This is a genomic window from Micromonospora sp. WMMD980, assembly GCF_029626035.1.
In the GTDB taxonomy this organism is placed as follows: Bacteria; Actinomycetota; Actinomycetes; order Mycobacteriales; family Micromonosporaceae; genus Micromonospora.
Genome location: NZ_JARUBE010000003.1, coordinates 3366108 through 3383354, shown reverse-complemented (window position 1 = coordinate 3383354; position 17247 = coordinate 3366108). Strand labels below are relative to the sequence as shown.

The following is a 17247-nucleotide window of genomic DNA, read 5'->3' as shown; positions in this document are numbered from 1 at the left end:
TAACTGGGTGAAGGCGTTGCCGGGGGCCGGCCCCCTGGTCAGCCGGTGAGGATGATGTTGTGGAGGTTGGCGATGCCGGAAGCGGCGTCGGCCAATGTGTGGGCGGCACGGCGGTAGTCGCGCAGGATCTTGAAGCACTTCATCCTGGCCAGGGCGTGTTCGACCCCTGCTCGGACGGTCCGGTGTTCGACGTTGAGGGCTTCCTTCCAGTCCGGCAGCGTGCTGCCGTCGGACGGCTTGCGGTACGGCATGATCACCTCCGGGTTGCCCCGGTAGCCGCCGTCGGCCATCACCGGCCGCCCGTCCAGCTTCTCGGCTATGCCCGAGGTGCGGTAGACGATGGTGTCGTTGCGGTTGCCTGGCTGCGGTTCACCCACGGCGATGACCAGGCGGGTGCTGGCGTCGATGGCGACCTGCAGGTTCGTCGAGTACCGGTAGTTCTTGCTCCGGGCCGCCAGCCGGTGATCACGGGTCGGGACCAGCGTGCCGTCGACGATCGCGATCTGCTCCACCGGCCGCTTGCGGACCGGCGCCAGCGCCAGCAGCGGGGCGAGGGTGTCGATGACCCGGTGCGCCGCGGAGTGCGACACCCCGAACAACGGGCCGATCTGCCGCATCGTCAAATTCGTGCGCCAGTACGCGGCCACCAGCAGCACCCGATCAGCGAGGTCAAGAGCCCACTGCCGGCCCGGCCGGCCGTCAGCGATGCCGTCACCGCCACGTTCGGCGACCAGCCGGACCAGCTTGCGAAACTGGTCGGGCTGCAGCCCGGTGAACGGAAAGATCCACTCCGGGCGGGCTGCCGAGATCACCTGCACCCCGGCATCCTGCCCTACCGTCCTCAACAGACATACGCCAGGGTTACGAGACATCCCTTAGTGCCGCGTCAGGGAACGTTTGCCTCGTGAGGACACGCCGTGCGGGTGCTGGCCCGGGCGGTACGGCGTCGCCAGGCTGTCCGGGTGGCAGAACGGGTCCGTGTTCGCGAGATCGATGACGACGAGGGGCAGCGGCTGCGGCGGATCATCCGTAGAGGCGCCGGTTCGGTGGTGACCTGGCGGCGAGCGCAGATGGTGCTGTTGTCCGCGCAGGGCATGTCGGTGGGGAAGATCGCTGAGGTGACGTTCACCAGCGCGGATCGGGTCCGGGATGTGATCCACAATTTCAACGCCGACGGCTTCGACTCGCTCTACCCGAAGTACAAGGGCGGCTGGCCGAGAACGTTCACCCTGCCCGAACGCCGGGAGATCAAGAAGATCGCCAAGTCCAAGCCGCCCGAGCATGGCTTACCGTTCTCGACCTGGAGCCTGGCCAAGCTGGCGGACTTCCTGGTCGCTGAGGGGGTGGTCGACGACATCAGCCACGAGGGCCTACGGGTCCTGCTCCGCGAGGAGGGCGTGTCATTTCAACGGATGAAGTCCTGGAAGACCTCCCGCGACCCGGACTACGCCGCCAAGAAGGCCCGGGTCGAGCACCTCTACGCGATCGCCGACGGCGAAGTCATACCGGAAGACGACGAGCCGCAGGTCGTGTTCTGCCTGGACGAGTTCGGCCCCCTGAATCTCCAGCCCCACCCTGGACGGCAGTGGGCCGAGCGCGGTGGACGACACACGGACCCTGACCGCGAGCCCAGGCCCCGCCGGCGGGCGACCTACACCCGCCCGCACGGGATCAGGCACCTGTTCGCCGCCTACGACCTGCGCAAGGACCAGCTCTACGGTCACATCAAGCCGACGAAGACCCGGACACGGTTCCTGGAGTTCTGCCGCTACCTGCGCAGCCTGCACCCACCGCAGACCCGGATCGCGATCGTGCTCGACAACTACTCCCCGCACCTGAGCACGAAGAAGGACACCCGGGTCGGTGACTGGGCCGTGGCCAACAACGTCGAGTTCGCCTACACCCCGACCAACAGTTCCTGGCTCAACCGCATCGAGGCCCAGTTCACCGCCCTGCGCTACTTCATCCTCGACGGCACCGACCACGCCAGCCACAAGCAGCAGGGCAGCATGATCCGCCGCTACATCATCTGGCGGAACAAGAACGCCGCCGACGAACGCCTACGCGAGGTCATCAACAGGGCGAACATTGCCTGATGCGGCACTAGCCGCAGTGGATCGTCCGGATCCGCCGTCGAGCGTGTGCGCCGCTGCCCGGCGCGCCCTACGCGTTGGATCGCCAGAGCCAGCACACCTGCGGGCACTCGTAGCTTGATGAGAGAGCGCCGCCGAGCAGTACCCACTGCCATGGCAGGTCGCCGGTTGCCGGCGTCAACTGGTGGTGGGCGGTCCTTGACGGATCACTTGCAATTTGCAAGTATGCCGCCATGAGCCTGTTCATCACCTGCCCGGTCGAGAGCGTGCAGCGCGCGACCGCCTTCTACACCTCTCTCGGCTGGACGCTCAACGCCGAGATGTCGGATCACAACGTGTCGTGCTTCGCGATCGCGCCCGAGCAGTACGTCATGCTCGGCAGCCGGGAGATGTACGCGAGCGTCGGCGGCGTCGAGGACCTGGTGGGCGGAGCGGACACTCCCTCCAAAGTGACCGTCTCGTTCGATCTCAGCAGCCGCGAGGCGGTCGACGCGCTCGTCGAGCGGGCCGGCGCCGCCGGCGGACGGATCGGCGACACCGACGACTACCCCTTCATGTACCAGCGCCAGTTCGATGACCTCGACGGCTACCACTACTCACCGTTCTGGATGAAGCCGAGCATCGATCCGGCCGGGTGAGCAACCTTGCCGCGGCACTCGACATCGTTGGCAGCCGCTGGGCACTGCTCATCGTGGAGCGGCTGCTCGACGGACCGCAGCGCTACGGCGACCTGCAACGCGACCTCGGAGCGCCGACGAACATGCTCGCGACCCGCCTGCGCGAGCTCGAGGCGGCCGGCGTGCTGTCCCGTCTTCCACTTCGGCACAACACACGTGCATACGCGCTGACGGAGCGCGGGCTCGCACTACGAGAGGCAATCGTCGCGCTCGGACGCTGGGGCGCCGAAGGGGCGTAACCCGGCCCCATGGAACCAGGTCAACGCCGAGCCATCACCTAGCGGCCGCGTCGAGGCGGGGGGCGCACCATCCGCGCATGCCGCAGACAGCGGGTGTCGATGTCGAGTTCCGTTAGGTTGAGGGCGTCCACGGCGGATTTTCAGGCGTGCCGCATGGCATCGGCTGCCTTGATCACTTGGCTCAACTGCTTACTGTTGAGCAGCCGGGCGTGCCAGGCCAGCGCGGCGATCTCCGCGCTCGCCGGGTGTGGCCTCGCGTCCTCGACGACCGGCCCGATCCCGGTCAGCGCGACCATGTCGCCGGGCGGATAGCCGAGCAGGTGCGCGAACGCCGTCACGTACTGCGGGGTGATGGTCGCCTTGCCTGGGCCCAGCATCGCGACCGTGGAGTCGGAAACGTACGGACCGTTTCCCACAACCTGGAGGATCTGTGCGTTCTGTGGGTGAATGTTGCGGTTGCGCAGCAGGCGCAGCAGCAGCGCTCCAGGGGTGTCCGGGTAGTCGTCGGCCGACTGGGACTCATCCGGCGGTTGCACCGGCAGGGACCTGACCAGCGCCTTCAACCGGTCCCGCTGGTCTGCGTCCATCCGGGCGGCGTGTCGGATGACCGAACCCACATTCCACGGCGACGTTGGCCAGGCCGAGGCCAGGTCGTCCGGCACCGGCATCCCAGCGATGACGAAAAGGTCGGCGGTATGGATACGGAGTGCCGGCGCCAGTTTCCGGACGAGGTCTGGGCTCGGCGCAGCGTTGTTGTCGATGACCGCTACGAGCTCATCATTTGGGACACCTGCCTCCCGGGTCAGGACGGCCTGCATCTGCTCGATCGACGTGTCAAACGTAGGCCGCCGCTGCGACAACAGGCGCCACAACCGCACACCGAACGGTGAATCTCCCACGACGTGAGACCGTACCGTTCGCTGGTCTACGTTACTGGCGCCTGAAGCGGCGAGAATATCCGCTCATGCCGCGTTGTGTGCTTGAGGGCGGGGATCTTGTTCGATCGACTGGTGGTCCACACTTGGCCGGTGGCGGACGAGGAGTTGGTATCGGCCCGTCGTGTCAATCCCCTGGAATCGTGGAGGACTCGGTTATGCGGCCTGGTTTTCCAGGACGCGGATGGTTGATCGTTCGTAGTCGATCGGTGAGCGTCCGTCGCAGACGGAGTGGCGGCGGCGCCGGTTGTAGAAGTCGGTGATCCAGGTGGCGATCTTCAGCCGGGCCTCGGTACGGGTGCGGAACTGGTGGCGGTGGACGTACTCGACCTTGATGGTGGGGAAGGTGGCCTCGGCCACGGCGTTGTCGAAGCACGAGCCGACCCGGCCCATCGACTGGCGTACCTTTCAGCGGGCGCACGCCCGGGCGAAGTCGGCCGAGCAGTATTCGCTGCCCCTGTCGCTGTGGAAGATCACTGCGGCGACGTCGCCGCCACGGGTGACCGCGGTCATGTTCAACGCGGCGACGACCAGACCGGCGTCGTGCCGGTCGCCCATGGCGTAGCCGAGGATGCGCCGGGAGTACAGGTCGATGACGGTGGCGAGGTAGAGCTTGCCCTCCTGCGTAGCGATCTCGGTCATGTCGCCGCACCAGGCCACGTCCGGCGCGGACGCGGTGAACTGACGCTTGACCAGGTCCGGGGCGGCTGGCCGCTTGCCCTGCCGAGTCAGCCCACGCCGGCGCCGTTTCGCTCTGGCGACCAGGCCCAGATCAGCCATGACCGCGGCGATCGTGTTGTCCGACACCCGCCAGCCCTGCTCACGTAACTCGTCGCCGACGCGTGGACTGCCATAGGTGCCGCCCGAGGCGTCGAAGACGCGCCGGACCGCGTCCGTCAGCCTGGTCCGACGATCCTGGCGAGGCGTCGGCCGACGGTCGCGCCACTTGTAGAACCACGACTCGGACACCCCCAACGCCCGGCAGGCCACCGCGTGCGGCACATCGTGCTCGGTCCTCTGGGAAACGATGAAGGCGGCCACGCTCACCGGCCCGTCGCTTCCTTGCCCCACAGGACCACGGATCGCTTGAGGACATCACGCTCCATCGCCAGCTCGGCGTTCTCCCGCCGCAACCGCGCCAGCTCCGCCCGCTCGTCCTCGGCCAGCTGCCCGGCAGCGGCTTCGCCACGAGCGGCACGATCCTGCTGAACCCAGTTGGCCAGGGTGCCGCTGTTGATCCCCAGATCACGCGCTACCTGCGCGATCGACTTCCCGGTCTCCCGCACAATCCGGACCGCGCCCGCGCGGAACTCCGGATCGAACCGGCGTCTCGTCTCAGCCATGAACCTCTATCCCCCAAGCTCTGGCCTCCACGTTACGAGGGGAACCACAGTGGCGATACGGTCCATGCTTCTCGGGAGGCCGAGCAGCGTGTCCGGCATGCGCAGTTTACGGATGACTGGCGAGGGTGGTGTGGAGGCCGTGGACGTCGCCGACGGCGGGGTGGCGGCTTGCGAGGTACACGCGGTGGTGGGCAGCAAGAACGCCAGTAGCGCGGCAGCGGCCGCTGACGGGATATGTTTCCTGGTGCTTGCCATCATCGCGGTCACGTCCGTCGTCGATCTGGTCTCGTCTGCGTCGCAGAGCTTACGGCCCGCGGTCTCCGATCGAGCAGCCGGCCATCGCGGTGGCTGACGGTAACTGCGGCCCTGCTGCTGCCGACAGCAACGGTGACAGCAACAGGGCCGGACACGGAGGGCCGGGCCGGGAGGGCTAGGGATCAACGCCCGACGTCAGAGTCGTACGCGGACGCGCCCGGACGAAGCGCCCAGAACTTACAAGCGAGGGGTCAAGGGGTCCCTAGCCAGCAGCGACCTACGTCGCCGACGTGTTGTAGCGATCAAGCGTCGCCTTAGACGTTGAGGCATCGCGGAAGACGAGTTCCCACGGGCCGGTGTTCACGTCCATGTCCTTGCCGAAGCCGATCCACTTTCCGGCCATCCGTCGGCCGGTTGGCTCGGCGATGAGTTGGATCGCCCCGTGGTACCGGGCACCCCGGTAGTAGCCGGTGGGGTCGGTCTGCTCGACCCAGGTGCCGGTGACGACGGCACCGTCCACGGTCAGGTCCAGCGAGAGAGAGGATGACGCCGAGCCGGGCAGGCTGCGCGCGGTGAGCCGATCGCCGTGCTGGAGCAGCACCACGAAGTGTTGTCCGGCGAAGGAGTCTCCCCGCCCGCTGGAGTAGAACTGGTAGCGGCTGAGCCACACGCCTTCGTAGGACTGGTGGGTCGTGGTTGGCTTGGACGTCGGTGTCGGTGTGGCCAGGCTGGACACGGGCGAGGTCAGGTCGTGGCCGCCGTGTTCGTCGTCGGCAACATGCCCGCCGGGCACCGCGTCGAAGCCGAGCAGTGAGATGGGTAGCCCGGTGACGACCTCCAGGGCGCGGGCGTAGACGGGTCGGGGCGCGGCGATTGCGCCGGACTCCCATCGCTGAACGAGTCGTTTGTTGGCGTCGTTGGGTTCGCCGACGCGGTGGCCGGCGGCCTGGAGCGCGCGGGCGAAGTCGTCCTGGCTCATGCGCATTCCGGTGCGGACGGCCCGTAGGGCGGTGTTGGGGGCAGCCATGGCTGTCACCATAGCGCCGTGTCGCCTTAATGTCGCCGGCTAAGTGACCTGATTGTCGGCTCTTGTGCCGTCGCAGCAGATGACATTCCAACGTCACTGTGGAGCCGCGACGGCCGACGTGCCGCCGCTTCTACTGGCGGAGGTGCGGGGATGCCGCGTAAGGGCGACGAGTCGGCGGTGAGCCGGGGTGAGCGGATTCAGGCGGCCGAGCGGGAGGCGGCGAAGCGGCGGCTTCTCGCCCAAGCGGAGGCGGATCGCATTCCTGTGGAGGAAACCACCCGGGCCGTACCGGATCGGCGGTGGCGTCGTGGGCAGCGTTGAGCTGTTGCCGGTCGGGCGGCGGGTGGCGTACTGGCGGGGTCGGCGAAAGCTATCGCAGCAGATGTTCGCCGACCGGCTCGGCAAGTCGAAGAGTTGGGTCGACAAGGTCGAGCGCGGCGTCCGGTCGCTGGACAAGCTGTCGACGCTTCAGGAGATCGCCCGCGTGCTTCGTATCGACACTGCGGCTCTGGTCGGCCGGGACGCCGCACCGGTCGAGGCGGCGGGTCGCGGTGATGGCGCCGAGCGGATCAGGGCGGCGCTGTCGCGCTACGAGATCCCGTTGGGCAAGCCAGCGGGCGGCCCGGTGGTGCCCGTGGATCGGATGCTGCGGGATGTGGGGTACGCGTGGACGACGTTCCAGTACGCCCGGTACCCGCAGGTGATCGACCTGGCGCTCACATTGCTTGTCAACGCGCAGCGCACCCACGCCGAGTCCCCGGAATCGGGCCGGGCGTCGTTGGTGGAGGCGTATCGGATCACCGCCGCGCTGTTGGTCAAGCTCGGTGACGCCGAGCTGGCGTGGCTGGCCGTGGATCGGGCGATGCTCACCGCCACCGGTGACCGGGAGTTGGTGGCCGGGGCAGCCGTGCAGCTCGGTCAGGTGTTGCGCGCGCTCGGGCGGACTCGGGAGGCGAAGTCGGTGATGCTCACTGCCGCGTACCGGATCGCTCCACCCGTGATTGAGTACGGCGCACCGGCGGAGCTGTCCCTGTGCGGGACCCTGCTCATCCAAGCCAGCCTGGCGGCGGCGCAGGACGGCAACGAATCCGCCGCCGGCGAACTGCTCAACGAGGCCGCCGGCATGGCGGAGCAGGTCGGCGACGGGTGCGACCATCACCGCACCGCTTTGGGGCCGACCGCCGTCGACGTGGCTCGCGCCGCCGTGGCCGTGGAGAACGGCGACACCGACGAGGCGATCGCCTGGCACGAGAAGGCCACCGCGAGGGCCGGCTGGCGGTGGCTACCCGCCGAACACCGCGCCGCGCACCTGCTCGACATGGCCCGCGCCTGCCTGCACGCCGGGGACGTGGGCAGCGCGGCTCGCATGCTGACCGAGGCCGAACGCACCGCGCCGAGCGAGATCACGCACCGGCCAGCCGCCCGCGACATCCTCGCCGAGGTTGCCCGCGACCCGCGCGCCCCGACCACGATCGCCAAGCTCGCCGCCACGCTCGGGGTCGGCTGAGCGGCGCTACACGAGGGCGAGAAGTACAGCAGTGAAGTACAGCAACCGTGCCAGCCGAACCGACCCGAGAAGCGCCTCATCAGGCCGGTTGACCTCGCATCGAGCCCGATCCAACCTGCTCGCCGAGAGTTCACACCGAAGAGGTCGCTGGTTCGATGCCAGTATCGCCCATCATGAATGCGTGCAGTGGGGAAGCCTCGTCACCCGGATCGGCCAGTAACGGTCTTCCGCGCTATTGCCCCTCGACTGCGACCTGCGTTCCGCAGCTCGGTGTCGATATAGTCGGCGTCGTGGTGTGGAGGTGCAGGTCAGGGTGTTGCGGTCTGGCGGGAACGGCGAAAACTCCTAGTGACACGCCTGCCTGTGGATGACTTTGCTGAGCTGCCGATCTATGCGTTGATCCATAGTCGGTGTACGGTCGTGCCTCGTGTACGTGAAAGCGTCGACCCGCAAGACCCGTGACGGGCAGAGGATCCGCTACCTGCAGTTGGCCCACAACGAGTGGGACCCGGCCGCGAAGGCGTCCAAGACGCGGGTGTTGTACTCGTTCGGCCGCGAGGATCAGCTCGACGTGGCCGGTATCCGCCGCCTGGTCGACGCGTTGTCGCGGTTGCTCGGCCCGGCTGACGCCCTGGCCGCGGCGGCGCCGGCAGGCTTGTCGTTCCTGGAGTCCCGTCCGCTGGGTGGGGCGTGGTTGCTCGACGGGTTGTGGCGCCGGCTGCGCGTCGACACGGTCCTGCGGCCGCTGGTCGGCTCGTCCCGCCGGGAGGTCGACGTCGAGCGGGTGCTGTTCGCGCTGGTCGCCAACCGGGCCCTGGCCCCGTCGAGCAAGCTGGCCGCCGCCGACTGGGTCTGCCAGGACGTGCACCTGCCCGGCCTGCCGCATGTCACCGACGACGCCTGCTACCGGGCGATGGACCAGTTGATCGAGGTCGAGCCCGCGTTGACCCGCGGGGTCTACGACCAGATCGCCGACCTGCTCAACCTTGAGGTCGACCTGCTGTTCTTCGACACCACCAGCACCTACTTCGAACTCGACGAGGCCGACGAACCGCTGTGGCGTGACCAGCAGGGCCGGGTCGTGTCCGAGGACGATCCGGCGGCGGTCAAGCAGGCCGGGTTCCGCACCCATGGCAAGAGCAAGGACTCCCGCGACGACCTGCCTCAGGTCGTGGTCGGGATGGCCGTCACTCGCACCGGCATTCCCGTGCGGGTGTGGTGCTGGCCCGGCAACACCAGCGACTCCGCCCTGATCCGGCAGGTCAAGACCGACATGCGCGAGTGGAGCCTGGCCCGGGTGGTCTGGGTCGCCGACCGCGGGTTCGCCTCCGCCGAGAACCGCCGCTTCCTGCAACAGGGCGGCGGGCACTACATCCTCGGCGAGAAGCTACGCGCCGGCACCAGCGAAGCCGACGCCGCCCTCGCCAGACAGGGCCGCTACGCGACCGTCGCGGGCAACCTGCAGGTCAAGGAAGTCAACATCGACACCGACGACCGGTTCGTCATCTGCTACAACCCAGAAGCCGCCGACCGCGACGCCGCCGTGCGCCAACGGCTGATCGCCCAGCTCACCGACCTGATCGACGACACCGACCGGCTGCCGGCCACCAAACGCGCCGAGCTACGCGGCGTGATCTCCACCAAACCCGGCCTGAACCGGTTCCTGCGCGTCACCCCCAAGGGCCTGCTACGCCTCGACCAAGGCAAGGTCAAGGCCGAACAGCGCCTCGACGGCAAGTACCTGCTGCGCTGCTCCGACCCGACACTGTCAGCCGAGGACATCGCCCTGGGCTACAAGCAGCTCCTCGAAGTCGAACGCGGCTGGCGCGACATGAAGACCACCCTCGACCTGCGCCCGGTGTTCCACCGCCGCGAGGACCGCATCCGCGCCCACATCCTGCTCTGCTGGCTGGCCCTGCTGCTCATCCGGGTCGCCGAAACCGAGACCGGCCGCACCTGGACCGCGATCCACACCGAGATCGACCGGCTACACCTGGGCGTGTTCACCGGCCCCGCCGGCACCTTCGCCCAGCGCACCGAACTGTCCCAACCCCAGAAGGCCCTGCTCACCAAGCTGAAGATCACCGAACCGCCCCGGATCTTCCACGCCACACCCGCAACCGCCTGACCTGCAACAACACAGCCGCCTAGTGACACGCCATGTCACCGGGCCTACCGGTGTTTGCCCAGCTCACAGCCCAGATCCGCCGCCTATATCGACGCCGAGCTGCGGAACGCAGGAGAGGGAGTCCCGGTCGAGGCCGTCGCCGACGACGTACAACTCGCCCGTGCCCATCGCGGACAGACGCGACGTCACATCCGCCACGAACTGCTGGAAATCGCCCACCGCTTCATCCCCCTTGATCGCCGGGGATCCTACGGAGCGAAAGCCGTTCGGAGAAGTGCGTTTCCCGCCGTCCGCGCGGTCGCCCGGATGGTGCCCGGCCTACAGGAAGCGCTCGGGGTCGAAGCTGTCCAGGTCGATGATGCGCACCCGGGGAAGAACGTTGGTGAAGCAGCCCGCATCCTCCTCGATGTCGAACACCTGCAGGCCCGGCAGGTCGGCGAAGCCGGCGTTGAGGAACTCCTTGAACCCGACGACCGCGACCCGATGATCATTCCGCAGGAGCGCGTCGACCTGCGGCAGGAAGTCGCCGTCGTGGCTGGCGAGCATCACGTTGCCCGGGCGCCGGGCGATCGCCTCCAACGTCCGCTGGATGCCGATGTCCACCACCTTCTGATCCGACGATCCCGCGAGCGGGATGGGTCGGTATTCCATGCTCAGGAGCGCCCGGACGAAGGGCATCGGCAGGCCGCCGCCCGAGGCGTTGAGGAAGAACAGCGCCTTCACCGGCTGCTGCCACGTGTCCCGTGCGAAGTCCCGCAGACGCTCCCACCGGGGGCGCTCCGCCGGGGCCGGCCGGCGCTCCAGGACACTGTTGCCGAGCGTGGCGTCGATGTTCTCCCCGTCCACGATGAGGTACGTGACGGATTCGGTCGTACCGAGCATGGGTGTGCCTCCCGAGTCGAGCAGCGAGCGCCGTGCTCATGGTTAAGGGTATTGCCTGCCGGGGCCGCCCGTGGACGGCATCCGGCTCCGCGCCGCCGCCACCCGGGCGTCCTCTCCGCGGCGCGTCCGTGCCCAGTTGACCGCGCTGCTGGCCGGGGCGCGACAGCGGGTCGCCGACCTCGACGACGCGCTGCGTCGGGTGGACACGGCGACCTATGGCCTCTGCGAGCGGTGCGGGCAGCCGATCGGCGCGGAACGGCTCGCCGCTCGGCCGTTCGCCCGCTTCTGCATGGCGTGCGCCTAGGTCGTCGAACGGGGTGAACACCGGGGGCGGGTGACCGATCGGGCACGGGATCGCGGAGTCTGCGTCGCGGAGCACATCATCCCGGTGGGCGGGTGGATCCACGGGTGCCGTGTTCGCCGTCGGCGTGACGAACGGGGTGGCGGCCGGCGGGCGACGTCAGGCACGGCGAACCGATGGATGCCGCGATTGTTCTCGTGCACAGCCCATCGGTGGGTCCGCTGACGTGGGCGCCGGTGGCGACGAGGCTGAACGCCTCGGGTGCGGTCACGGTGGTTCCCTCGCTGCTCGGTGTGGCGGATGCCGGGCCGCCGTTCTGGCCGTCCGTCGCGGAGACCGTCGCCGGATCCATCGGCGAGCTGCCGTCGGACATGCCGGTGGTCCTGGTCGCGCACAGCAACGCCGGCCTCTTCGTCCCGGTCGTCGTCGAGGCGGCCCGGCGTCCGGTGGCCGGCTGCCTGTTCGTCGACGCGGCGATGCCCGCCCGCAGCCCTGCGTTCCGCAGCTCGGTGTCGATATAGTCGGCGTCGTGGTGTGGAGGTGCAGGTCAGGGTGTTGCGGTCTGGCGGGAACGGCGAAAACTCCTAGTGACACGCCTGCCTGTGGATGACTTTGCTGAGCTGCCGATCTATGCGTTGATCCATAGTCGGTGTACGGTCGTGCCTCGTGTACGTGAAAGCGTCGACCCGCAAGACCCGTGACGGGCAGAGGATCCGCTACCTGCAGTTGGCCCACAACGAGTGGGACCCGGCCGCGAAGGCGTCCAAGACGCGGGTGTTGTACTCGTTCGGCCGCGAGGATCAGCTCGACGTGGCCGGTATCCGCCGCCTGGTCGACGCGTTGTCGCGGTTGCTCGGCCCGGCTGACGCCCTGGCCGCGGCGGCGCCGGCAGGCTTGTCGTTCCTGGAGTCCCGTCCGCTGGGTGGGGCGTGGTTGCTCGACGGGTTGTGGCGCCGGCTGCGCGTCGACACGGTCCTGCGGCCGCTGGTCGGCTCGTCCCGCCGGGAGGTCGACGTCGAGCGGGTGCTGTTCGCGCTGGTCGCCAACCGGGCCCTGGCCCCGTCGAGCAAGCTGGCCGCCGCCGACTGGGTCTGCCAGGACGTGCACCTGCCCGGCCTGCCGCATGTCACCGACGACGCCTGCTACCGGGCGATGGACCAGTTGATCGAGGTCGAGCCCGCGTTGACCCGCGGGGTCTACGACCAGATCGCCGACCTGCTCAACCTTGAGGTCGACCTGCTGTTCTTCGACACCACCAGCACCTACTTCGAACTCGACGAGGCCGACGAACCGCTGTGGCGTGACCAGCAGGGCCGGGTCGTGTCCGAGGACGATCCGGCGGCGGTCAAGCAGGCCGGGTTCCGCACCCATGGCAAGAGCAAGGACTCCCGCGACGACCTGCCTCAGGTCGTGGTCGGGATGGCCGTCACTCGCACCGGCATTCCCGTGCGGGTGTGGTGCTGGCCCGGCAACACCAGCGACTCCGCCCTGATCCGGCAGGTCAAGACCGACATGCGCGAGTGGAGCCTGGCCCGGGTGGTCTGGGTCGCCGACCGCGGGTTCGCCTCCGCCGAGAACCGCCGCTTCCTGCAACAGGGCGGCGGGCACTACATCCTCGGCGAGAAGCTACGCGCCGGCACCAGCGAAGCCGACGCCGCCCTCGCCAGACAGGGCCGCTACGCGACCGTCGCGGGCAACCTGCAGGTCAAGGAAGTCAACATCGACACCGACGACCGGTTCGTCATCTGCTACAACCCAGAAGCCGCCGACCGCGACGCCGCCGTGCGCCAACGGCTGATCGCCCAGCTCACCGACCTGATCGACGACACCGACCGGCTGCCGGCCACCAAACGCGCCGAGCTACGCGGCGTGATCTCCACCAAACCCGGCCTGAACCGGTTCCTGCGCGTCACCCCCAAGGGCCTGCTACGCCTCGACCAAGGCAAGGTCAAGGCCGAACAGCGCCTCGACGGCAAGTACCTGCTGCGCTGCTCCGACCCGACACTGTCAGCCGAGGACATCGCCCTGGGCTACAAGCAGCTCCTCGAAGTCGAACGCGGCTGGCGCGACATGAAGACCACCCTCGACCTGCGCCCGGTGTTCCACCGCCGCGAGGACCGCATCCGCGCCCACATCCTGCTCTGCTGGCTGGCCCTGCTGCTCATCCGGGTCGCCGAAACCGAGACCGGCCGCACCTGGACCGCGATCCACACCGAGATCGACCGGCTACACCTGGGCGTGTTCACCGGCCCCGCCGGCACCTTCGCCCAGCGCACCGAACTGTCCCAACCCCAGAAGGCCCTGCTCACCAAGCTGAAGATCACCGAACCGCCCCGGATCTTCCACGCCACACCCGCAACCGCCTGACCTGCAACAACACAGCCGCCTAGTGACACGCCATGTCACCGGGCCTACCGGTGTTTGCCCAGCTCACAGCCCAGATCCGCCGCCTATATCGACGCCGAGCTGCGGAACGCAGGGCAGCGGGTCGACGGCGGTGGCGCCGCCCGAGCTGCTGGCTTTTCTGCGACCCAAGGCGACCGATGGCCGGCTGCCGCAGTGGACGGCGTGGTGGGACGAGTCCGACGTGGCGCCGATGTTCCCGGATCCGCAGACCCGGAGCGACGTCTCGGCCGAGCAGCCGCGCCTGCCGCTCAGCTACTACGAGGAGAGCATTCCCGTGCCGGACGGCTGGGACGACGCGGCCTGCGGGTATCTGCTGTTCGGGCCGCCCTACGAGCACGCCGCGCAGGACGCGCGGGACCGCGGCTGGGCCGTCGACCAGGTGCCCGGGCTCCACCTGCATCAACTCGTGGACCCGGACGCGGTGGCCGCCCGCATCGTCGCCATGGTCGACGGATGGTGTTCGCCGGCCGGCTGACCAGCTCGGCCTCGGAGGCGTCGGCCCAGAACCGCAACACGAGCACCACCCGCTGGTCGGCGGGTAACCGGCGCAGGCTGGCGAGCACCTGCACGGTGAGATCCGACTGGTCCGTGAAGCCACCACGGGACGCGTCCGGCAGTTCCTCGGTCGGCACCTCGCCGCGCCAGCGCCGACGCCGGGCCCGCATCGCGGTACGGACCATCACCCGCCGGACGTACGCCTCCGGCCGCCCGTCCGGCACGCCCAACCGGTGCCACGACCGGTAGGCCGCGATCAGACCCTCCTGGGCCAGGTCTTCGCCCAGCCGGCCGTCACCGGTCAGCAGCGCGCCGAAGCGGACGATCTCGCGGTACCGGCTGGCGACGAAGTCCTCGTAGCCCGCGGGTTCCGCTCTGCGAAGCAAGCCCATACCTCATTAATGGACCTGGACCTGCCCGATGGTTCCCTGGCCCGGCCGCCGGGCGCGCAGGAACGCCGTGGCCATCGTGCGCCGCGTCGGTGTGCCGGCCGTGGCCAGGGCCACCATGTACGCGTCGAGACGCTCGCGTTCGTCGTCGGTCAGGGCGGCGGCGATCGCCTCGCCGTACGTGGGGACCAGGGGGTTGGGCGCCACGCGCTGGAGTGTGTGCCAGCTCCCGATCGGGTCGGCGGGCGCGTCGACCTGGGCGCGGTAGTCCAGTTCCACCGCCTCGAAGCCGGCGGTCACCGCCCAGTCGAGCAGGTCACGCTCGTCGAAGTCCATCATCGGTCGGGTGTCTTCTCCGGTGGTGCTCCGGTAGACGTCGTCCACCTTGGCGATCAGGTCCCGCACGGGCGAGTCGCCGATGCCGAACAGGTCGTCGGGCCGGAGTCGCGCCGCGAAGCCGTTGACGGGCTCGAACAGGGAGATCCGTCCGCCCGTCGCCACCGGCGGTGCGCCGGCACTCGTCGAGCACGTCGGGTGAGACGTCGCTGAAGATGACCCGACCGTCCGGGCCGAGGCGGTCCAGCGCGCCGAACCCGATCAGTCCCGTCCCGCAACCCACGTCGAGCACCACGTCGTCGGCCGTCAGGCCGGCTCGGTCGAGGACGCCGTCCCGGAACACGGCCAGATCCTGGGCGTTGCGGGCGCGCCGGCCCGCGCTGTCGCCGTCGCGGCGGGTCAGGAGCCACCGCGCCCACTTGTCCGGCGTCACCGGGGCATCGTAGCCCCGGCCGGACGCCCGATCGAGGGTCGCTGTGGACAGCGGACGCGTGGGCGGCACCGGAGAACGCCGCGTGGCTACGCTGGTCTCGCGGCCTCGGGCCCAGGCGGACGTCCGAGCAGGGGTACCCCGACGACCGTCCCGAACTGTAGCCGGGCCGCCTGCCGGTCCGGTCGGGCGTGCGACGCTCGAAGCCCACGACCGCGGCGCTACCCCGACCAGACACCCCTGATGCCCGGAGGAACGCAGACCATGGACCACGCAGCTCAGCTCATCCAGGAGCGGAGTGCCCCGCCGGCCACGCTGGTGATCTTCGGCGCGTCCGGTGACCTGACCCGGCGTAAGCTGCTGCCCGCCGTCGAGAGCCTGGCCCGGCACGAGCGTCTTCCGGACCAGTTCGCGCTGGTCGGCGTCGCGCGTACGCCGATGACCGACGAGCAGTTCGCGGAGAGCGCCCTGGGCGGGCGTGCCCTCGCCGGCAAGCGCCAGCTCCGGGGCGGTGTCCGGTACGTGGCCGGCGGCTACGACGACCCGGAGACCTACAAGCGGCTCGTGGAGACGCTCGACGAGTTGGACGCGCAGCGGGGCACGTCCGGCAACCGGCTCTTCTACCTGTCGACCCCGGCCGGAGCCTTCGAGCCGGCGATCAACGGGCTGGCCGGTGTCGGGCTCAACCAGCCGCGCGAGGGCTCCTTCGCGCGGCTGGTCATCGAGAAGCCGTACGGGCGCGACCTGGTCACCGCCCGCGAGCTGGACGGTGTGGTGCACAGCGCGTTCGACGAGCACCAGGTCTTCCGGATCGACCACTATCTGGGTAAGGACACCGTCCAGAACGTGCTGGCGCTGCGGTTCGCGAACTCGATCTTCCAGCCGATCTGGGACCGCTCCTGGGTCGACCACGTGCAGATCACCGTCGCGGAGACGCTCGGTGTCGGTTCCCGCGGCGGCTTCTACGAGGATGCCGGCGCGATGCGGGACATCGTGCAGAACCACGTGCTCCAGGTCCTCGCGCTGGCCCTGATGGAGCCGCCGGCCTCGTTCGAGGCGGAGGGTCTGCGCAACGAGAAGGTGAAGCTGTTGCAGGCGATCCGGCTGCCGACCGACCGGGACATCGCCGAGGCGGCGGTCCGTGGTCAGTACACCCGGGGCGGCACCCGCGAGGAGCTGATGGCCGGCTACCGGGAGGAAGCCGGCGTCGACCCGCTGTCGCGGACCGAGACCTACGCGGCGATGCGGCTCAACGTGGACAACTGGCGGTGGGCCGGGGTGCCGTTCTACGTGCGCACCGGCAAGCGTCTGCCGGCCCGGCTCACCGAGGTGGCGTTGCAGTTCCAGCGGCCGCCGCACCTGCCGATCCCGACCGACCAGCTCACCGGCCTCGAGGCCGACGCGCTGATCCTGCGGATCCAACCCAACGAGGGCATCTCGCTGCGCTTCGGCGCCAAGGTGCCTGGTCACTCCTTCCGGGTCCGCACGGCGACCATGGAGTTCTCGTACGACCAGACGTTCGTCGAGGAGTCGCCGGAGGCGTACGAGCGGCTGCTGCTGGACGCGTTGATCGGTGACGCGTCGCTCTTCATCCGCAGCGACGAGGTGCAGCAGTGCTGGCGGATCGTCGACCCGATCATCGAGTACTGGGAGAAGGACAACTCGCCGATCCCCACCTACGAGGCCGCCTCCTGGGGCCCGACCGACGCGGACCGGCTCATCGGCCGGCACGGGCGCAGGTGGCGCAACTCGGCGTAGCTCCGCGCGCCGGCCGGCGATCCGGGCCGGACGACGACGGGCGGCC

At 69.1% G+C, this 17247-nt stretch carries 21 protein-coding genes; 12 read left to right on the top strand and 9 right to left on the bottom strand.

Going from position 1 to position 17247, the window contains the following annotated elements:
* Positions 1-38 precede the first annotated feature (38 nt).
* A complete protein-coding gene (locus O7618_RS15820; RefSeq protein ID WP_278106861.1) occupies positions 39-818 on the bottom strand; it encodes a transposase family protein in 780 nt (259 codons plus the stop codon).
* Positions 819-962: 144 nt separating this feature from the next.
* Here O7618_RS15820 and O7618_RS15815 point away from each other — a divergent pair, with 144 nt between their 5' ends.
* The 3 genes from O7618_RS15815 (at position 963) to O7618_RS15805 (ending at position 3009) form a co-directional block, all read left to right on the top strand.
* On the top strand, positions 963-2096 hold the full coding sequence (locus O7618_RS15815; RefSeq protein ID WP_278106860.1) for an IS630 family transposase: 1134 nt from the start codon (positions 963-965) through the stop codon (positions 2094-2096).
* 230 nt (positions 2097-2326) lie between these two features.
* A complete protein-coding gene (locus O7618_RS15810) occupies positions 2327-2731 on the top strand; it encodes a VOC family protein (RefSeq protein ID WP_278106859.1) in 405 nt (134 codons plus the stop codon).
* Positions 2728-3009, top strand: coding sequence for a helix-turn-helix domain-containing protein (locus tag O7618_RS15805; protein WP_278106858.1), 282 nt, complete (start codon positions 2728-2730; stop codon positions 3007-3009). The genes O7618_RS15810 and O7618_RS15805 overlap by 4 nt, the downstream gene beginning before the upstream one ends.
* 140 nt (positions 3010-3149) lie before the next feature.
* Here the strand turns inward: O7618_RS15805 and O7618_RS15800 are convergent, their stop codons facing one another.
* The 4 genes from O7618_RS15800 to O7618_RS15785 all read right to left on the bottom strand — a co-directional run bounded on the left by O7618_RS15800 (position 3150) and on the right by O7618_RS15785 (position 5287).
* Positions 3150-3908 (bottom strand): hypothetical protein, encoded by a 759-nt coding sequence (locus O7618_RS15800; protein ID WP_278106857.1) that lies wholly within the window; start codon positions 3906-3908, stop codon positions 3150-3152.
* A 192-nt stretch (positions 3909-4100) separates the two neighbouring features.
* Positions 4101-4337 carry an integrase core domain-containing protein gene (locus O7618_RS15795; RefSeq protein WP_278106856.1) on the bottom strand — a complete coding sequence of 79 codons (237 nt, stop codon included), beginning with the start codon at positions 4335-4337 and terminating at the stop codon, positions 4101-4103.
* A gap of 15 nt (positions 4338-4352) precedes the next feature.
* Positions 4353-4991 carry an IS3 family transposase gene (locus tag O7618_RS15790; RefSeq protein ID WP_278106855.1) on the bottom strand — a complete coding sequence of 213 codons (639 nt, stop codon included), beginning with the start codon at positions 4989-4991 and terminating at the stop codon, positions 4353-4355.
* The gene (locus tag O7618_RS15785; RefSeq protein WP_278106854.1) at positions 4988-5287 is read right to left on the bottom strand and encodes a transposase; all 300 of its coding nucleotides are present in this window, start codon (positions 5285-5287) and stop codon (positions 4988-4990) included. The genes O7618_RS15790 and O7618_RS15785 overlap by 4 nt, the downstream gene beginning before the upstream one ends.
* Before the next feature lie 97 nt (positions 5288-5384).
* Here O7618_RS15785 and O7618_RS15780 point away from each other — a divergent pair, with 97 nt between their 5' ends.
* Entirely contained in the window at positions 5385-5639 is a 255-nt protein-coding gene (locus O7618_RS15780) for a hypothetical protein (protein ID WP_278106853.1), read from the top strand.
* 180 nt (positions 5640-5819) lie between these two features.
* Here the strand turns inward: O7618_RS15780 and O7618_RS15775 are convergent, their stop codons facing one another.
* On the bottom strand, positions 5820-6578 hold the full coding sequence (locus tag O7618_RS15775) for an XRE family transcriptional regulator (protein ID WP_278106852.1): 759 nt from the start codon (positions 6576-6578) through the stop codon (positions 5820-5822).
* A gap of 298 nt (positions 6579-6876) precedes the next feature.
* Between O7618_RS15775 and O7618_RS15770 the strand changes: the two genes are divergently transcribed.
* On the top strand, positions 6877-8076 hold the full coding sequence (locus O7618_RS15770; protein WP_278106851.1) for a helix-turn-helix transcriptional regulator: 1200 nt from the start codon (positions 6877-6879) through the stop codon (positions 8074-8076).
* Between the two features lie 427 nt (positions 8077-8503).
* On the top strand, positions 8504-10204 hold the full coding sequence (locus O7618_RS15765; RefSeq protein WP_278106846.1) for an IS1634 family transposase: 1701 nt from the start codon (positions 8504-8506) through the stop codon (positions 10202-10204).
* A 63-nt stretch (positions 10205-10267) separates the two neighbouring features.
* Here O7618_RS15765 and O7618_RS15760 read toward each other — a convergent pair whose 3' ends face one another.
* The gene (locus tag O7618_RS15760; protein WP_278106850.1) at positions 10268-10423 is read right to left on the bottom strand and encodes a hypothetical protein; all 156 of its coding nucleotides are present in this window, start codon (positions 10421-10423) and stop codon (positions 10268-10270) included.
* Between the two features lie 99 nt (positions 10424-10522).
* Positions 10523-11086 (bottom strand): NYN domain-containing protein, encoded by a 564-nt coding sequence (locus tag O7618_RS15755; protein WP_278106849.1) that lies wholly within the window; start codon positions 11084-11086, stop codon positions 10523-10525.
* 70 nt (positions 11087-11156) lie between these two features.
* Between O7618_RS15755 and O7618_RS15750 the strand changes: the two genes are divergently transcribed.
* The 5 genes from O7618_RS15750 (at position 11157) to O7618_RS15730 (ending at position 14537) form a co-directional block, all read left to right on the top strand.
* Positions 11157-11390: a TraR/DksA C4-type zinc finger protein gene (locus tag O7618_RS15750; protein WP_278106848.1), complete on the top strand. Its 234-nt coding sequence runs from the start codon at positions 11157-11159 to the stop codon at positions 11388-11390.
* A 233-nt stretch (positions 11391-11623) separates the two neighbouring features.
* Positions 11624-11908: a hypothetical protein gene (locus O7618_RS15745; protein ID WP_278106847.1), complete on the top strand. Its 285-nt coding sequence runs from the start codon at positions 11624-11626 to the stop codon at positions 11906-11908.
* A gap of 145 nt (positions 11909-12053) precedes the next feature.
* On the top strand, positions 12054-13754 hold the full coding sequence (locus tag O7618_RS15740; RefSeq protein WP_278106846.1) for an IS1634 family transposase: 1701 nt from the start codon (positions 12054-12056) through the stop codon (positions 13752-13754).
* A gap of 130 nt (positions 13755-13884) precedes the next feature.
* Positions 13885-14268: a hypothetical protein gene (locus O7618_RS15735; protein ID WP_278106845.1), complete on the top strand. Its 384-nt coding sequence runs from the start codon at positions 13885-13887 to the stop codon at positions 14266-14268.
* Complete coding sequence (locus O7618_RS15730) at positions 14247-14537, top strand: hypothetical protein (protein WP_278106844.1); 291 nt, start codon at positions 14247-14249, stop codon at positions 14535-14537. Before O7618_RS15735 ends, O7618_RS15730 begins: the two co-directional genes overlap by 22 nt.
* Before the next feature lie 149 nt (positions 14538-14686).
* Here O7618_RS15730 and O7618_RS15725 read toward each other — a convergent pair whose 3' ends face one another.
* A complete protein-coding gene (locus O7618_RS15725) occupies positions 14687-15178 on the bottom strand; it encodes a hypothetical protein (RefSeq protein WP_278106843.1) in 492 nt (163 codons plus the stop codon).
* Positions 15179-15707: 529 nt separating this feature from the next.
* Here O7618_RS15725 and zwf point away from each other — a divergent pair.
* Entirely contained in the window at positions 15708-17201 is a 1494-nt protein-coding gene (gene zwf, locus O7618_RS15720) for a glucose-6-phosphate dehydrogenase (RefSeq protein ID WP_278106842.1), read from the top strand.
* Positions 17202-17247: the final 46 nt, after the last annotated feature.